Source organism: Pseudomonas sp. DrBHI1 (assembly GCF_002205115.1).
Classification (GTDB): domain Bacteria; phylum Pseudomonadota; class Gammaproteobacteria; order Pseudomonadales; family Pseudomonadaceae; genus Aquipseudomonas; species Aquipseudomonas mosselii.
Genome location: NZ_NIBE01000026.1, coordinates 61,377 through 77,659, shown reverse-complemented (window position 1 = coordinate 77,659; position 16,283 = coordinate 61,377). Strand labels below are relative to the sequence as shown.

At 64.9% G+C, this 16,283-nt stretch carries 17 protein-coding genes; 4 read left to right on the top strand and 13 right to left on the bottom strand.

The window, feature by feature from the left end; all coding sequences use genetic code 11:
* Window positions 1-99 precede the first annotated feature (99 nt).
* From holA to CC207_RS04335, 3 genes are all read left to right on the top strand, one after another.
* Window positions 100-1,137, top strand: a complete 1,038-nt coding sequence (gene holA, locus CC207_RS04345; RefSeq protein ID WP_062361957.1) for a DNA polymerase III subunit delta — start codon at window positions 100-102, stop codon at window positions 1,135-1,137.
* A 102-nt stretch (window positions 1,138-1,239) separates the two neighbouring features.
* Complete coding sequence (gene arfA / locus CC207_RS04340; RefSeq protein ID WP_028690395.1) at window positions 1,240-1,404, top strand: alternative ribosome rescue factor ArfA; 165 nt, start codon at window positions 1,240-1,242, stop codon at window positions 1,402-1,404.
* Between the two features lie 61 nt (window positions 1,405-1,465).
* Window positions 1,466-2,779, top strand: coding sequence for a lytic murein transglycosylase (locus CC207_RS04335; RefSeq protein WP_028690394.1), 1,314 nt, complete (start codon window positions 1,466-1,468; stop codon window positions 2,777-2,779).
* A 72-nt stretch (window positions 2,780-2,851) separates the two neighbouring features.
* On the opposite strand, the gene CC207_RS04330 is transcribed toward CC207_RS04335, so the two are convergent.
* The 13 genes from CC207_RS04330 to CC207_RS04270 all read right to left on the bottom strand — a co-directional run bounded on the left by CC207_RS04330 (window position 2,852) and on the right by CC207_RS04270 (window position 15,292).
* The gene (locus tag CC207_RS04330; RefSeq protein WP_088851641.1) at window positions 2,852-3,790 is read right to left on the bottom strand and encodes an LD-carboxypeptidase; all 939 of its coding nucleotides are present in this window, start codon (window positions 3,788-3,790) and stop codon (window positions 2,852-2,854) included.
* Between the two features lie 102 nt (window positions 3,791-3,892).
* Window positions 3,893-4,909: a lipoyl synthase gene (gene lipA / locus CC207_RS04325; RefSeq protein WP_028690392.1), complete on the bottom strand. Its 1,017-nt coding sequence runs from the start codon at window positions 4,907-4,909 to the stop codon at window positions 3,893-3,895.
* A gap of 2 nt (window positions 4,910-4,911) precedes the next feature.
* On the bottom strand, window positions 4,912-5,559 hold the full coding sequence (gene lipB, locus CC207_RS04320) for a lipoyl(octanoyl) transferase LipB (RefSeq protein ID WP_028690391.1): 648 nt from the start codon (window positions 5,557-5,559) through the stop codon (window positions 4,912-4,914).
* Window positions 5,559-5,834, bottom strand: a complete 276-nt coding sequence (locus tag CC207_RS04315) for a DUF493 domain-containing protein (RefSeq protein ID WP_011535839.1) — start codon at window positions 5,832-5,834, stop codon at window positions 5,559-5,561. The genes lipB and CC207_RS04315 overlap by 1 nt, the downstream gene beginning before the upstream one ends.
* Before the next feature lie 73 nt (window positions 5,835-5,907).
* Window positions 5,908-7,068: a D-alanyl-D-alanine carboxypeptidase family protein gene (locus CC207_RS04310; RefSeq protein ID WP_062361950.1), complete on the bottom strand. Its 1,161-nt coding sequence runs from the start codon at window positions 7,066-7,068 to the stop codon at window positions 5,908-5,910.
* 265 nt (window positions 7,069-7,333) lie between these two features.
* Window positions 7,334-8,332 carry a septal ring lytic transglycosylase RlpA family protein gene (locus CC207_RS04305; RefSeq protein ID WP_028690389.1) on the bottom strand — a complete coding sequence of 333 codons (999 nt, stop codon included), beginning with the start codon at window positions 8,330-8,332 and terminating at the stop codon, window positions 7,334-7,336.
* Window positions 8,333-9,343, bottom strand: a complete 1,011-nt coding sequence (gene mltB, locus CC207_RS04300; RefSeq protein ID WP_028690388.1) for a lytic murein transglycosylase B — start codon at window positions 9,341-9,343, stop codon at window positions 8,333-8,335.
* Window positions 9,344-9,360: 17 nt separating this feature from the next.
* Window positions 9,361-10,464, bottom strand: a complete 1,104-nt coding sequence (gene rodA, locus CC207_RS04295) for a rod shape-determining protein RodA (RefSeq protein ID WP_051555660.1) — start codon at window positions 10,462-10,464, stop codon at window positions 9,361-9,363.
* 38 nt (window positions 10,465-10,502) lie between these two features.
* Window positions 10,503-12,401 (bottom strand): penicillin-binding protein 2, encoded by a 1,899-nt coding sequence (mrdA, locus tag CC207_RS04290; protein WP_028690386.1) that lies wholly within the window; start codon window positions 12,399-12,401, stop codon window positions 10,503-10,505.
* 17 nt (window positions 12,402-12,418) lie between these two features.
* Window positions 12,419-12,886 (bottom strand): 23S rRNA (pseudouridine(1915)-N(3))-methyltransferase RlmH, encoded by a 468-nt coding sequence (gene rlmH, locus CC207_RS04285; protein ID WP_062361946.1) that lies wholly within the window; start codon window positions 12,884-12,886, stop codon window positions 12,419-12,421.
* Window positions 12,887-12,895: 9 nt separating this feature from the next.
* Window positions 12,896-13,315 carry a ribosome silencing factor gene (gene rsfS, locus CC207_RS04280; RefSeq protein ID WP_028690385.1) on the bottom strand — a complete coding sequence of 140 codons (420 nt, stop codon included), beginning with the start codon at window positions 13,313-13,315 and terminating at the stop codon, window positions 12,896-12,898.
* 44 nt (window positions 13,316-13,359) lie between these two features.
* Window positions 13,360-14,019 carry a nicotinate-nucleotide adenylyltransferase gene (nadD, locus tag CC207_RS04275; protein ID WP_028690384.1) on the bottom strand — a complete coding sequence of 220 codons (660 nt, stop codon included), beginning with the start codon at window positions 14,017-14,019 and terminating at the stop codon, window positions 13,360-13,362.
* A gap of 1 nt (window position 14,020) precedes the next feature.
* Complete coding sequence (locus CC207_RS04270) at window positions 14,021-15,292, bottom strand: glutamate-5-semialdehyde dehydrogenase (RefSeq protein ID WP_069016292.1); 1,272 nt, start codon at window positions 15,290-15,292, stop codon at window positions 14,021-14,023.
* Between the two features lie 295 nt (window positions 15,293-15,587).
* Here CC207_RS04270 and CC207_RS04265 point away from each other — a divergent pair, with 295 nt between their 5' ends.
* Window positions 15,588-16,280 carry a DNA-3-methyladenine glycosylase gene (locus tag CC207_RS04265; RefSeq protein WP_069016293.1) on the top strand — a complete coding sequence of 231 codons (693 nt, stop codon included), beginning with the start codon at window positions 15,588-15,590 and terminating at the stop codon, window positions 16,278-16,280.
* The last annotated feature ends 3 nt before the right edge of the window (window positions 16,281-16,283 follow it).

Genomic DNA, 16,283 nt, shown 5'->3' with positions numbered 1-16,283 from the left:
AAGCCCAGCGCATCCAGGACGAGACACCCCAGCAATCGCCACTGGAAGTCCCGGCTCCCTGAGCCTGAACGGGGCACCTGAGGTGCCCCGCCTCTCCCCATGAAGCTCGCGCCCGCCCAACTCAGCAAACACCTGCAAGGCCCGTTGGCGCCTGTCTATATCGTCAGCGGCGACGATCCGCTGCTGTGCCAGGAAGCCGCCGACGCCATCCGCAGCGCCGCGCGCCAGCAGGGCTATGACGAACGCCAGGTGTTCAGCGCCGACGCCAATTTCGACTGGGGCAACCTGCTGCTGGCCGGCGCCAGCCTGTCGCTCTTTGCCCAGCGCCGATTGCTGGAACTGCGCCTGCCCTCGGGCAAGCCCGGCGACAAGGGCGCCGCCGCGCTAATGGAATACTGCGCCAATCCGGCCGAAGACACACTGCTGCTGATCAGCCTGCCCAAGCTCGACGGCAGCGCGCAGAAGACCAAGTGGGGCAAGGCGCTGATCGAAGGCGCGCACTGTCAGTTCATACAGATCTGGCCGGTGGACGCCCAGCAGTTACCGCAGTGGATCAACCAGCGCCTGTCACAGGCCGGCCTGTCAGCCCAGCGTGATGCTGTCGACCTGATTGCCGCTCGGGTCGAGGGCAACCTGCTGGCGGCCGCCCAGGAGATCGAAAAGCTCAAGCTGCTGGCCGAAGGCAACCAGATCACCGTGGAGACCGTCCAGGCCGCCGTCGCCGACAGTGCCCGTTTTGATGTCTTCGGTCTGGTTGACGCCATTCTCAACGGCGAGGCGGCCCATGCCTTGCGCATGCTCGAAGGGTTGCGCGGCGAAGGCGTGGAGCCGCCGGTGATTCTCTGGGCCCTGGCCCGCGAGCTGCGCCTGCTGGCGGGGCTTGCACAGCAGTTCAGCCAGGGCGTACCGCTGGACAAGGCATTCAGCCAGGCCCGCCCGCCGGTGTGGGACAAACGTCGTCCGTTGGTGAGCAAGGCCTTGCAGCGCCTCTCCGCGCAGCGCTGGGCCATGCTGCTGCAGGATGCCCAGCGTATCGATGCGCAGATCAAGGGACAGGCCGAGGGCTCGCCGTGGACCAGCCTGGCTCGCTTGTCCCTGCTCATGGCCGGACAGCGCTTGGCACTGCCTGCCGAATAAAGCGCATCGCGGGCAGTCCGCCGCCATAAACACAATCAATTGGCTCACGTAGCGCGACAGGCCTAAAGTGCGCCCGCCATCCACCCAGACCGGGAACCCGCCATGAGCAAGAAGCCGAAAAAGCACGGCCCCAACAAGGCCAAGTCCATCGTCGCCCAACCGCTGTTCCGCTGCCGCCAGGAACGGCCGGAAAAAGGCAAAGGCAGCTACCGCCGCGAAGCCTTCCAATCGAGAGATTGGGAGGCTTCCTGCTTTATGGCGGCATGAAAGGCATGAAATGCGCAGGCATGGTATGGTCGGCACCTGACCTGCAATTCTGGATCCGTGCATGCCCTCTCGTCTCACTCTCCGCTGGCAACCCCGCCAGCTGATCGCGGCCACAAGCTTCATCCTGCTCGTCGCCTGCGCCGAGAAACCCACCGCCGCCGACGCCCTGCCGCTGGCGCCCGCCCAGCCCGCTCCCGTCGTCACCCTGCCCGGCACCGCGCCCGAGGCAAGCAGTGAAATCCAGCCCCTGCAGACCTTCGCCCAATGGCAGGCCGGCTTCCGCCAGCAAGCCCTGCAGGCCGGTATCAGTGCCAACCTGTTCGACCGCGCCTTCCTCGGCGTCACCCCGGACATGGACGTGATCAAGGCCGACCGCAGCCAGCCCGAGTTCACCCGCCCGGTCTGGGAATACCTGGACGGCGCCCTGTCGCCACTGCGCGTGCGCAACGGCAAGAAACTGCTCGAGCAAAATGCCGAGCTGCTGGCCCGCATCGAGCAGCGCTACGGTGTCGATCGCCAGGTCCTGGTCTCGGTATGGGGCATGGAAAGCAACTTCGGCCAGTTCCAGGGCAGCAAGTCGGTGATCCGCTCACTGGCCACCCTGGCCTATGAGGGCCGCCGCCCACAGTTCGCCCAGGACCAGCTGATCGCCGCCCTGCAGATCCTGCAGAACGGCGACATCCAGCCCGACGCGATGCGCGGCTCCTGGGCCGGCGCCATGGGTCAGACCCAGTTCATCCCGACCACCTATCTTACCCACGCGGTGGACTTCGACGGTGACGGCCGCCGCGACATCTGGAACAGCACCGCCGACGCCCTGGCATCCACCGCGCACTACCTGCAGGCGTCCGGCTGGAAGCGTGGCCAGCCTTGGGGCTTCGAAGTGCAGGTGCCCGCCGGCTTCGACTACTGGCTGGCCGATGGCAGCCAGCGCAAGAGTGTCAGCGAATGGCTGCAGCTGGGCGTGAAACTGCCTGCCGGTACCACGCTGCCCGCCGGCAGCAGCCAGCTGTCCGCCGCCCTGCTGCTGCCTGCGGGCGCCCGTGGGCCGGCGTTCCTGGTGCTGGACAACTTCCGCGCCATCCTCAAGTACAACAATTCGTCGTCCTACGCGCTGGCGGTCAGCCTGCTGGGAGATCGCTTCTACGGGTGGGGGTTCATTGCCGGCAGCTGGCCGAAAGAAGACCTGCCATTGAGCCGCAGCGAACGAATCGAGCTGCAGACCTTGCTCAATGCCAAGGGGCATGAAGCAGGCAATCCGGATGGGATCATCGGCGCCAATACCCGCAAGGCGATCCGCACTGCCCAGCAGGCGCAGGGTTGGCCAGCGGATGGGTATCCGACGCACAAGCTGCTCGATAGCCTGCGTCGCTAGAGGAACGCGGGGGCGCTCTGCGCCCCATTCGCGGTACAGACCGAATTGGGCTGCCAAGCAGCCCAAGCGATCTCAACCCCTGAACAGATCCTGCAACAGCACCAGACTCTGCTCTTCGGCATCCAGCCGCACTTTTGCACCCAACGGCAAGCACACATTCGGATCACAGTGCCCACTGCGCCACCCGGCCAGCACCGGCACCCCGAGCGGACCGAAGATATCCAACAGCAGCGGCGTCAACGCCGCCACCGTGATCCCGGCAAAGTCCCCCACCAGCACTCCTCGCACCCCTTCCAGCTTGCCGGCCAGGCGCAGCTGGGTCAGTAGCCGGTCGACACGGTAGAGCGGCTCGTTGACGTCCTCGATAAACAGGATGCTGTCCTGGGTATCGACTTGCGCCAGCGTCCCCAGCGTGGCACCGAGCAGCGACAGGTTGCCACCCACCAGACGCCCGCTGGCAGCCCCGGGCACCACGCTGGTGAGCGGGAACTCGACAGGATGGCCAATAGCATCGCCCGCCCCCAGACGCCCCCGCAATTGCCCGAACAGTGAGCTGACGGTCGGCTCAAGCTTGCCCCCCAGCAGGTCGGCATTGAGCATGGCGCCATGGAAGGCCAGCATCCCGGCATGTCGGTTGAGCGCCGAATGCAGGGCGGTGATGTCGCTGTAACCTACCAACGGCTTGGGACGGCGACGGATCAGTTCGAAGTCGATGCGGTCCAGCAGGCGCATGCTGCCGTAACCGCCGCGCATGCACAGGATGGCGTCGATATCCGGGGCACTGAACGCATCGTGCAGGTCGCGCAGGCGCTGCTCGTCGCCGCCGGCAAGGTAACCGTCCGCCTGCAGCACTCCAGGGTAGATGCGGCATTGCTGACCACGCTCTTCGAACCATTGACGGGCCTTGTCGGTATCCAGCCGCGCCGGCCCAGCCGGTGCGACGATGGCGAAGCAGGCGTTGTCAGGCAAGGCCTTGGGCAACAGGTATTCAGCAGTTTCCAGGCAGTTCATCGCGCCACTCCTTGCAGCTTGTCGCTTGAAACAGATCGCTCAAAAACAAAAATGCCGATGCCGCCTTCCGGCGCGCATCGGCATGTCCCGCTCAAGCCCGGTTCAGAGCTTGATCTTGGCTTCGTGGGCCTGCTGATCGGCGTGGTACGACGAGCGCACCAGCGGGCCGGAGGCGACGTTCTTGAAGCCCATCTTGTAACCTTCCTCGGCGAACCAGGCGAAGGTGTCCGGGTGCACGAAGCGCTGTACCGGCAGGTGGTTGCGCGACGGCTGCAGGTACTGGCCGAGGGTCAGCATGTCGATGTCGTGCTCGCGCATCCGGTGCATGACCTCGATCACCTCGTCGTCGGTCTCGCCCAGGCCCAGCATCAGGCCGGACTTGGTCGGCACGTGCGGGACCATCTGCTTGAACTTCTGCAGCAGGTCCAGCGACCAGTCGTAGTCCGAGCCAGGACGCGCGGCCTTGTACAGGCGCGGCACGGTCTCGAGGTTGTGGTTGAACACGTCCGGCGGGGTCTGCGCGGTGATTTCCAGCGCCACGTCCATGCGCCCACGGTAGTCCGGTACCAGGGTTTCCAGCTGGACGCCCGGCGACAGCGCACGGATTTCGCGGATGCAGTCGGCGAAGTGCTGGGCACCGCCGTCACGCAGGTCGTCGCGGTCCACCGAGGTGATCACCACGTACTTCAGACGCAAGTCGGCGATGGCGATGGCCAGGTTCTTCGGCTCGTCCAGGTCCAGGGGCTTCGGACGGCCGTGGCCAACGTCGCAGAACGGGCAGCGGCGGGTGCAGATGTCGCCCATGATCATGAAGGTCGCGGTGCCGCCGGAGAAGCACTCGCCCAGGTTCGGGCAGGAGGCCTCTTCGCACACGCTGTGCAGCTTGTGCTTGCGCAGCAGTTGCTTGATGCGGTCGACCTCCGGCGAAACCGGGATGCGTACGCGAATCCAGTCGGGCTTTTTCGGCAGCTCTTCGGTGGGGATGATTTTCACCGGGATGCGCGCCACCTTCTCGGCGCCGCGCAGTTTCACGCCGGCCTCGACTTTTTTGGGCGCAGGGCGCGGAGTCACGTCTTGCGTGGGGATCAGGTTCGGCACGGCTTCTTGCACAGTTGTCATAATCAGTCGATTCCGCCCGTGAGGGTCGTCTGCTCAGCATAGTCGAGGTGCCTGACCAGCTGTCCGCGCAGCCTTGTCCTGACCTCGTCGAGTTCGATCGGGCCTGCCAGGTCACGCAGCTGGGTCATGGCCAGCCCCGCATACCCACAGGGGTTGATTCGGCGGAATGGCGCAAGGTCCATGTCCACGTTCAGGGCAAGGCCGTGGAAGGAACGACCGTTGCGAATTCGAAGGCCAAGGGACGCGATCTTCGCGCCATCGACGTAGACGCCCGGGGCATCGGGCTTGGCCGCGGCCTGCACACCGTAGCTGGCGAGCAGGTCGATGAGCGTCTGCTCGATGCGGCTGACCAGCTCGCGCACGCCGATGCTCAGGCGCCGCACATCCAACAGCAGGTAGGCCACCAGTTGGCCGGGGCCGTGGTAGGTGACCTGGCCGCCGCGGTCAGTCTGCACCACCGGGATTTCCCCCGGGATCAGCAGGTGCTCGGCCTTGCCGGCCTGGCCCTGGGTGAATACCGGCGGGTGCTCGACCAGCCAGACTTCGTCCTGGCTGTCCGGGCCGCGTTGCTCGGTAAAGCGGCGCATGGCCTCCAGCACCGGTTCATAGGGCTGCAGGCCAAGATCGCGAATACCGAGCACACCGGACATCACAGCACCATTTTCACGATGCCGGTGGCACGCAGGGCACTGTTGATGTCGTGCAGCTGGTTCTCGCTCTCGGCAACGATATGCAGTTGTACCGTGGTGTACTTGCCTTCCTTGCTCTGGCGCTCGGCCAGGGTCGACAGGTCGACCTTGGCGTGCTTGCTGAGGATCTCGATCACGGTGTCGCGGAAACCGACAACGGTGTCGCCGATCACCTTGATCGGGTAGTCCTCGCAGGGGAATTCGATCTTGTGCGACTTGACGTCTTCTTCGCTCATGGCGGAAACGGCCTCGTAAGCCGTGGCAGCAACATCGCCCCCGCCTGGTTCACGGGGGCGTGCAGGTCACGTATCAGTTGAACAAACCGTAGAAGAACAGGCGGATGCTATCCCACATACGGCCGAAGAAACCAGCTTCCTCCACGCCGTCGAGGGCGATGAGGTCAGCGCTGTGAACCACTTTCTCGTCCAGTTTGACTTCCACTTTGCCGATCACGTCACCTTTGGCGATTGGAGCGGTCAGTTGCGGATTCATGGTCATCGAAGCCTGGAGGCGTTTCAATTGGCCTTTAGGCATGGTCATGGTCAGGTCGTTGGCCAGGCCGGCTTTCACCTGATTGGTCGCGCCTTTCCATACCTGGGCCTGGGTCAGCTCGGTACCTTTCTGGTAGAAGGTCTGGGTTTCGAAGAAGCGGAAACCGTAGGTCAGCAGCTTCTGGGTCTCGGCGGCGCGGGACTGCTCGCTGTTGGTGCCGAACACCACGGCGATCAGGCGCTGGCCGTCACGCACGGCCGAGGCGACCATGCAGTAGCCGGCTTCGTCGGTGTGGCCAGTCTTCAGGCCATCGACGGTCTTGTCGCGCCACAGCAGCAGGTTGCGGTTAGGCTGCTTGATGTTGTTCCAGAAGAACTCTTTCTGCGAGTAGATGGCGTAGTGCGCCGGATCTTCGTTGATGATCGCGCGCGCCAGCAGGGCCATGTCGTGGGCCGAGGAGTAGTGCTCCGGGTTCGGCAGGCCGGTCGGGTTCATGAAGTGGCTGTTGGCCATGCCCAGGTCGGCGGCGGTCTTGTTCATCATGTCGGCGAAGGCGTCTTCGCTGCCGGCGATGTGCTCGGACAGGGCGACCGAGGCATCGTTGCCAGACTGGATGATGATGCCGTGCAGCAGGTCGCTGACGGTCACCTGGCTGCCGACCTTGATGAACATGCGCGAACCGCCGGTACGCCAGGCGTTCTCGCTGACGGTCACCGGGTCGTTCTCGCCGATCTGACCGCGACGGATGTCGAGGGTGGCGATGTAGGCGGTCATCAGCTTGGTCAGGCTGGCCGGCGGCAGGCGTTCGTCACCGTTGTTCTCGACCAGCACGTTGCCGCTGGACGCGTCCATCAGTACATAGGACTTGGCGGCCAGTTGCGGTGGTGCCGGCATCATCTGCTCCGCTGCGAACGCAGCGGGCATGATCATCAGCAGAACGGGCAGGCAAAGTCGTTTGGCAAGGTTGGTGATGTTCATCCGTCTCTCGTAAATCGCTAATGGTCTGATGTTCCGTGGGCAAGTTCGTTTGCCCAGCGCCCCGTCAGTCTAGTTTTATGGCCGATGGCCTGGCCCGACAGTGCGACGTAATGCCGCTGCGGGCAAAAGCGGGCATTGTACATGTCATTGCCCGGCAATTCATGAACAAACCGACAGGTCGGCGTGTCGATTCATCGCGGGGCAAGCCCGCTCCCACGCCATCTGCAAGGCGGAACGTGGGAGCGGGCTTGCCCCGCGATTGCTCTCAATCAGTGACGACCTTGGCCTGGCCGAGATTGGCCAGGCGAATGCTGTCCTGCGCCTGCTGGATCTCACCCTGGCTGTTGATCGGCCCCAGGCGCACCCGGTGCAAGGTCTGCTGGTTGCGCACCACCGAGCTGATGAACACCGGTGCGCTGACCATGGTGCTCAGCTTCGAGCGCAGCAACTCGGCAGCATCCGGGTTGGCAAACGCGCCCACTTGCAGGATGCTGCCACCGCTGGCGTTCGGCACGTTGTTGCCACCCACCTGCACCGGCACCACCGGCGCCGCGTGCTGTTGCGGCGGCGGGGTCCACTGCTCGACCCGACCGGTGCTGGCAGGAAGCGGCTGGGCCTGGGCCACCTGCGGCTCCTTGAGCACCATCGGCGGCTGCTGGCCACGCTGGGCCCACCATTGCTGCGGATCGATGCCTTCGACGCGTACATGGGCAGTGCCGATCTCGGCATAGCCGAGCTTCTTGGCCGCGGCGTAGGACAGGTCGATGATGCGGTCGGAGTAGAACGGGCCACGGTCATTGACCCGCAGGATCACGCTACGGCCGTTGGCCAGGTTGGTCACCCGCACGTAGGCAGGCAGCGGCAGGGTCTTGTGCGCCGCGCTCATGCCATACAGGTCGTACAGCTCACCGTTGGCGGTGTTCTGCCCATGGAACTTGGTGCCGTACCAGGAGGCAGTACCCTCGGCGCGGTAGTTGCGCGAGTCCTGCATCGGGTAGTAGGTCTTGCCCAGCACCGTGTAGGGGTTGGCCTTGTAGTTGCCGGTATGCACGGTCGGCGTGGCGTCGGGGATCTTGTTCACGTCCACATCCCACCAAGGCGCGCCGTCCTTGTGCGCGCGGTTGATGTCCAGGCCCGGCTGCGCACGCACGGTGTTGCCGCTCTGCGGGGTGGAGGGCCGGCTCGACGAGCAACTGGCCAGTACCAGGCCGACGGCGACGCAGGTGAGCAGTTTTGCGGTATTGACGGTGAAGAGTTCGCGCATTTACTTGACGCCCCGTGCCAGAACCAGCTGTTCCGAAAGCTGATGCACCGCCATGGCATACATCACGCTGCGGTTGTAGCGAGTGATCGCGTAGAAGTTTTTCAGGCCCATCCAGTACTCGGGGCCATCCGCGCCTTCCAGGCGGAAGGCGGTGACCGGCAGATCATCGCGCAACGCATCATGACCCGACCAGCCCAGCGCCCGCAACTGCGCGACAGTCCTGGTCGGCTCGATGCCGGTGGTCAGGCCTTCGTCGGCCCGCGCGCCGGCCACGTCGGCGCGGCTGACCACAGGCTCCCCGGGCACCCAGCCGTGGCGCTTGAAGTAGCTGGCGACACTGCCGATGGCATCGTCCGGGTTGTTCCAGATATTGATGTGGCCGTCGCCGTCGAAGTCCACGGCATAGGCGCGGAAGCTACTCGGCATGAACTGCGGCAGGCCCATGGCGCCGGCGTAGGAACCCTTGAGCGTAAGCGGATCGAGCTGTTCCTCGCGGGCCAGCAGGAGGAACTCGCGTAGCTCCTTGCGGAAGAATTCGGCCCGCGGCGGGTAGTCGAAACCGAGCGTGGACAGGGCATCGATGACCCGGTAGTTGCCGGTGTTGCGGCCGAAGAAGGTCTCCACGCCGATGATCGCGACGATGTATTGCGCCGGCACACCGTATTCCTGCTCGGCGCGGGCCAGCACGGCTTCGTGCTGGCGCCAGAAGTCCACACCGCGGGCGATGCGCGCGTCGGTGATGAACATCGGGCGGTACTCCTTCCACGGTTTGACGCGCTCGGCCGGCCGCGAAATCGCGTCGAGGATCGCCTGCTTGCGTTGCACCTCGCGGAACACGCCCATCAGCTGCTCCCCGGCAAAGCCGTAGTCGCGGGTCATCTCGCCAACGAACTCGGCCACCTGCGGCGAGCCATCGTAGTCGCCGGCATTGGCCTGCTGGATTGCGCCGAACAGCCCCATCGCGCCGAACCACGGCGCCAGGCGGGCAGCCCAGCCACGCACTGCTTGCATGAAATTCTTCACCTTTTTCAAACCTGTGCAATCCACTTGCGGTGCGTATGGATCGACATGAGAACGCCAAACGCTGACAGCAGCGTCACCAACGAAGTTCCGCCATAGCTGATGAAGGGCAGCGGCACGCCCACCACGGGCAGGAGGCCGCTGACCATACCGATATTGACGAACACATAAACAAAGAAGGTCATGGTCAGGCTGCCCGCGAGCAGCTTGCCGAACAGGGTCTGGGCCTGAGCCGTGATCATCAACCCGCGGCCAATCAGCAGGATGTAGATCAGCAGCAGCAGACAGATGCCGACCAGGCCGAACTCCTCGCCGAGCACGGCGATGATGAAGTCGGTGTGGCTTTCCGGCAGGAAGTCCAGGTGCGACTGGGTGCCCAGCAGCCAGCCCTTGCCAAACACCCCGCCCGAACCGATCGCCGCCTTGGACTGGATGATGTTCCAGCCGGTGCCCAGCGGGTCGCTTTCCGGGTCGAGAAAGGTCAGTACGCGCTGCTTCTGGTAGTCGTGCATGACGAAGAACCACATCGCCACCGCCACCGGCACCGCCGCTGCGATCACGCTGACGATCCAGCGCCAGCGCAGGCCGCCCATGAACAGCACGAAAGCGCCGGAGGCGAGGATCAACAGCGCCGTGCCCAGGTCCGGCTGGCGCACGATGAGGATGAACGGCACGCCAATCAGGACCAGGCTGATCGCCACATGCTTGAGGTGAGGCGGCAAGGTGCGCTTGGACAGGTACCAGGCGATGGTCGCCGGCATGATGATCTTCATGAATTCCGAGGGCTGGAAGCGGATCACCCCAGGAATGTTGATCCAGCGCGTCGCGCCCATGGCGTTGTGGCCCATGACGTCCACCACGACCAGCAGGAACACCCCGGCCAGGTAGGCCAGCGGCACCCAGCGCGCCATGAAGCGCGGCTCGAGCTGGGCGATGATGAACATCGACACCAGGCCGATGCCGAACGAGCTGGCCTGCTTCATCAACAGGTCCCAGTTCTTGCCGCTGGCCGAATACAGCACGAACAGGCTGCCAGCGGCGAGCGTCAGCAGGATGAGCAGCAAGGGGCCGTCGATATGAATGCGCTGCAGGAAGCTGGCGCGCCTGCGCATCACGTCCTCGCTGGAGAGCATGCGGTCGAAGTTGTTCTTCACTGGGCCGATTCCTGGGCGACTGTGGCAGGGGCGAACTCGGGCTTGAGCCGGCCGTTCTCGTCAAGCAGCCAGGCATCCATGACCTGGCGCACCACGGGGGCGGCGACGCCGGAGCCGGACTCGCCGTTCTCGACCATCACCGAGACCACGATCCGCGGATCGTCGGCCGGGGCAAAGGCGACGAACAGCGCATGGTCGCGGTGGCGTTCCTGGAGTTTGTTGCGGTCGTACTTCTCCCCCTGCTTGATCGCCACCACCTGAGCGGTACCGCTCTTGCCGGCGATGCGGTACTGCGAACCAATGGCGGCCTTGCGAGCGGTGCCGCGGGCGCCGTGCATCACCTGCTCCATGCCGTGAGTGACCCTGGCCCAGTCCGACTTGTCGCGCAGGACGATGTTTTCCATGGGGTTCTCGTCCACTGGGGGCTGGCCTTCGATGGTCTTGGCCAGGTGTGGACGGTTCCACACGCCTTTGTTGGCAATCAGCGCGGTGGCCTGGGCCAACTGCAGCGGCGTGGTCTGCATATAGCCCTGGCCGATGCCGAGGATCAGGGTTTCGCCGGGGAACCAGGCTTGGCGGCGGGTGGCGCGCTTCCATTCACGGGAAGGCATCAACCCGGGCGACTCCTCGAACATGTCCAGGGCGACCTTCTGCCCGATACCGAACTTGTTCATGTAGCTGGACAACCGATCGATCCCCATCTTGTGTGCAAGATCGTAGAAGTACGTGTCGTTTGATCGCATGATCGCCACATCCAGATCGACCCAGCCATCGCCGGTGCGGTTCCAGTTGCGGTATTTGTGATCGTAGTTGGGCAGTTGGTAGTAGCCCGGGTCGAACACCCGGCTGCCCGCCGTCACCACGCCGCTGTCCAGACCGGCGATCGCCACCGCCGGCTTGATGGTCGAGCCTGGCGGGTAGAGGCCGCGCAGCACGCGGTTGAACAGTGGCCGGTCGATCGAATCGCGCAGTTCGGCGTAAGCCTTGAAGCCGATGCCGGTGACGAACAGGTTGGGGTCGAAGCTCGGCTGGCTGACCATGGCCAGCACTTCGCCAGTGCGCGGATCGAGGGCGACGATGGCGCCACGGCGCCCGCCCAGAGCCTGCTCGGCAGCCTCCTGCAGCTTGATGTCCAGACTCAGCACGATGTCCTTGCCCGGCTTCGGGTCGGTGCGCTTGAGCACTCGCAGCACGCGACCACGGGCGTTGGTCTCGACCTCCTCGTAGCCCACCTGGCCATGCAGCTCGTCTTCGTAGAAGCGTTCGATGCCGGTCTTGCCGATGTGGTGGGTGCCGCTGTAGTTCACCGGGTCGAGGGTCTTGAGTTCCTTCTCGTTGATCCGTCCGACATAGCCCACCGAATGGGCGAAATGCGCGCCCTGGGGATAATGGCGAACCAGTTGCGCCGCCACTTCCACGCCGGGCAAGCGGAACTGGTTGACCGCGATGCGGGCAATCTGCTCCTCGTTCAACTCGAACAGGATCGGCACCGGCTCGAATGGCCGACGCCCCTGCTTCATGCGCTTCTCGAACAGGGCACGGTCGTCGGGGGTGAGTTCGAGCACTTCGACGATCACATCCAGCACGTCTTGCCATTTGCCGGCATTGCCGGCGCGCTCGCGGGTCATCACCAGGCTGAAGCTGGGGCGGTTGTCCGCCACCACCACACCGTTACGGTCGAAGATCAGCCCTCGGGTCGGCGGAATCGGCTGCACATGCACCCGATTGTTCTCCGACAGCGTCGAGTGATAGTCGTACTGGATGACCTGCAGGTAATACAGCCGGGCGATCAGCACGCAGACGAGCAGCACCACCGCCACGGCGCCCACGACAACGCGGTTGCGCACCAGGCGGGCGTCTTTCTCGTGGTCCTTGAGGCGGATCTGCTGCGGCATCGGACAGGCTTACAGGTTCATTTGTGGTAGGGATGCCCGGACAACACGGTCCAGGCGCGGTAGATCTGCTCGCCGATGAGTATCCTTACCAATGGGTGCGGCAACGTCAGCGGCGACAGCGACCAGCGCTGTTCGCTGCGCGCGCAGACCTCCGGCGCCAGCCCCTCCGGGCCGCCCACCATCAGGTTGACCGTGCGCGCATCCAGGCGCCAACGGTCCAGCTCGCTCGCCAGTTGCTCGGTACTCCAGGGCTTGCCATGGACCTCGAGGGTGACGATGCGCTCCCCAGGCTGCACCTTGCTCAGCATCGCCTCGCCCTCCTGACGGATCAGGCGGGCGACATCGGCATTCTTGCCGCGGGTGTTCAGCGGGATTTCCACCAGCTCCAGCGCAAGCTCCGGGGGCAGGCGCTTGGCATACTCATGCCAGCCTTCCTCGACCCACTTGGGCATGCGCGAGCCGACCGCGATCAGACGCAGACGCACGGCGCTTCCTTATTCCCGGTCCTTGAGCTTCTCGGAATACTCGTGGGCGTGTTCCGGGCTGTGGTGCTTGCCATCGGCGGCACGGCTTTGCTCGGCACCCTGCCACAGGCGCTCCAGGTCGTAGAACTGGCGGGCAGCGGCGGTCATCATGTGGACGATGACGTCGTTGAGGTCCAGCAGCACCCAATCACTGTCGCCTTTGCCTTCTTCGCCCAGCGGTTGAGCGCCCTTGGCCTTGACCGCCTCACGGACCTTTTCCGCCATGGCGTTGATCTGGCGGTTGGAGGTACCGGTGGCAATGATCATGTAGTCGGTCAGGCTGTGCTTTTCGCGCACGTCGATGACCTGGATGTCCTGGGCCTTGACGTCTTCCAGCGCGGCCTTGGTCACTGCGACCAGTTCTTCGCCGTAAATTTTCTGCTTGGTCATATAAAACTCGTTCAACTCATTGATTGAGGCGCCAGCGGGCGCCGTCAGTTGGACACACGATACAGGTCGTGTGCCTCGATATAGGCCAGTACTGCGTCCGGCACCAGGAACCGCGCCGACTTGCCGCTGGCCAGCAGCTGTCGGATCTGTGTGGCGGACACCGCGAGCGGGGTCTGCCAGACGAACGAAATGTGCCCCGCCGGGCCGGACATGGCGGTGGGATCGCTCTCCGAGCGCGCCGCCAGCAAGTTGCGCAGCGCGTCGGGGGGTTCGACATCGGCATCCGGGCGTTGCAGCACCAGGATGTGACAGTGTTGCAGCAGTTCTTCCCAGCGATGCCAGCTGGGCAGGCCGCAGAACGCGTCCCAACCCAGCACCAGGAACAACTGGTCGTGCGCGTGCAGCTGCGCACGGATCGATTCAAGGGTGTCGATGGTGTACGACGGCTTGTCGCGGGCCAGCTCGCGGTCATCCACGCTCAGGCGCTCGACGCCCTGCACGGCACTACGCACCATGGCCAGGCGGTCCTGGGCCGACACCTGCGGCGTGTCGCGGTGCGGCGGGCGGGCGTTGGGCAGCAGGCGCAGTTCGTCGAGGCGCATGAACTCGGCCACTTCCAGCGCGCTGCGCAGGTGGCCGATATGCACCGGGTCGAAGGTCCCGCCGAGAATGCCGATACGCCGGACTGCCACCGCGTTGCTCAACTCAGCACGACTCCTGGCCGCGCAGCTGGCCGTCACCGATCACCACGTACTTCTCGCAGGTCAGGCCTTCCAGGCCGACCGGGCCGCGGGCGTGCAGCTTGTCGGTGGAGATGCCGATCTCCGCGCCCAGGCCGTACTCGAAGCCGTCGGCGAAGCAGGTCGGGGTGTTGAGCATGACCGATGCCGAGTCGACCTCGGCGATGAAACGCCGGGACTGCCCCTGGTGCTCGGTGATGATCGCGTCGGTGTGGTGCGAACCGTAGTGGTTGATGTGCTCGATGGCCTGCTCCAGGCCGTCGACAACGCGGATCGACAGGATCGCGTCGAGGTATTCGGTGTGCCAGTCGTCTTCGCTGGCCGGCTTGGCGTCGATGATCGCCCGGGTGCGCTCGCAGCCGCGCAGCTCGACGCCCTTGTCGTGAAAGCGGCGGGCCATTTCCGGCAGGAAGCGCTCAGCCACGGCCTGGTCAACCAGCAGGGTTTCCATGGCGCCGCAGATGCCGTAGCGGTAGGTCTTGGCGTTGAAAGCCACGCGCCAGGCCTTGTCCAGATCGGCGTGGGCATCGACGAAGACATGGCAGATGCCGTCCAGGTGCTTGATCACTGGCACCCGGGCATCGCGACTGATGCGCTCGATCAGGCCACGACCGCCGCGCGGGACGATCACGTCGACGAACTCCGGCATGCTGATTAGCGCGCCCACGGCCTCACGGTCGGTGGTCTCGACCACCTGCACCACCGCCGGCGGCAGGCCGGCCTCGGCCAGGCCACGCTGGATGCAGGTGGCGATGGCGCGGTTGGAGTGGATGGCCTCGGAGCCGCCACGCAGAATGGTGGCGTTGCCCGACTTCAGGCACAGGCTGGCGGCGTCGATGGTCACGTTGGGGCGCGACTCGTAGATGATGCCGATGACACCCAGCGGCACGCGCATCTTGCCGACCTGGATGCCCGACGGACGGTAGCTCATGTCGCGGATGGCGCCGACCGGGTCCGGCAGGCTGGCCACCTGGCGCAGGCCGGTGATCATGCCGTCGATGCGTGCGGGGGTGAGTGCCAGGCGGTCGAGCAGCGCCGGCTCCAGGCCGTTCTTGCGACCGTTGGCCAAGTCCTGTTCGTTGGCTGCGGTGAGCGCGTCGCGGGCCGCGTCGAGGGCGTCGGCGGCGGCCTGCAGGGCGCGGTTCTTCTGCGCGGTGCTGGCACGGCCGATCACCCGCGAGGCCTCACGGGCGGCGCGACCCAGGCGGGTCATGTAGTCAAGAACGGACTCGGTCATGGGCTCGATGTCTTGGCAAAGGGGAAATCGGCTGATTATAACTGGAGCGCTCGGGTACGCCCAGCGGCGGGTGGCGGATGGTAGAAAATGCTGGAAGGAATGTGTAGGAAAGATGTAACCACCCGTATCGAAAAACACCCCAACCCCAGCAAGGGGAAAGCCGGCGCCCACGCCCTTTGGGGCATGCAGCCCGATGGCGAAAGCGGAAATGCCCTGCCATGGCGTCAATCTGATTCAGCCTCGATTAAGCCATTCATTGCTATCATCGCCGCCTTCACAGCCACGAACCGTGCGTATGTCCGCTCCAGCCCCCTGCCCGGCCCGGGCCTTGCCCGACAGCTTCTTCGACCGCGATGCCCAGACCCTCGCCCGCGAGCTGCTGGGCAAGGTCATCCGCCATCGCCACGGCGATCTCTGGCTGGCGGCGCGGATCATCGAGACCGAGGCCTACTACCTGACCGACAAGGGCAGCCACGCCTCCCTGGGCTTCACCGAGAAGCGCAAGGCGCTGTTCCTCGACGGCGGGCACATCTACATGTACTACGCCCGTGGCGGCGACTCGCTGAACTTCAGCGCCCACGGCCCAGGCAACGCGGTGCTGATCAAGTCCGCCTACCCGTGGACCGACGCCATGTCCGACGCTAACAGCCTGGCCCGGATGCAACTGAACAATCCCGACGCCAGCGGCAACCTGCGCCCTCCCGAGCGTCTGTGCAACGGCCAGACCTTGCTGTGCCGGGCCATGGGCCTGAAGGTGCCGCACTGGGACGCCCGGCGCTTCGACCCCGAGCGCCTGTATGTCGAGGACTGCGCCATACAGGTGCCGAGGGTGATCCAGACCACCCGCCTGGGCATCCCCCACGGCCGCGATGAACACCTGCCCTACCGCTTCGTCGATGCCGACTACGCGCGCTTCTGCACCCGAAACCCGCTGCGCCGCGGCCAGGTCGAAGGGAAAGACTTCTTCATGCTCGAACAAGGAAACTGAACC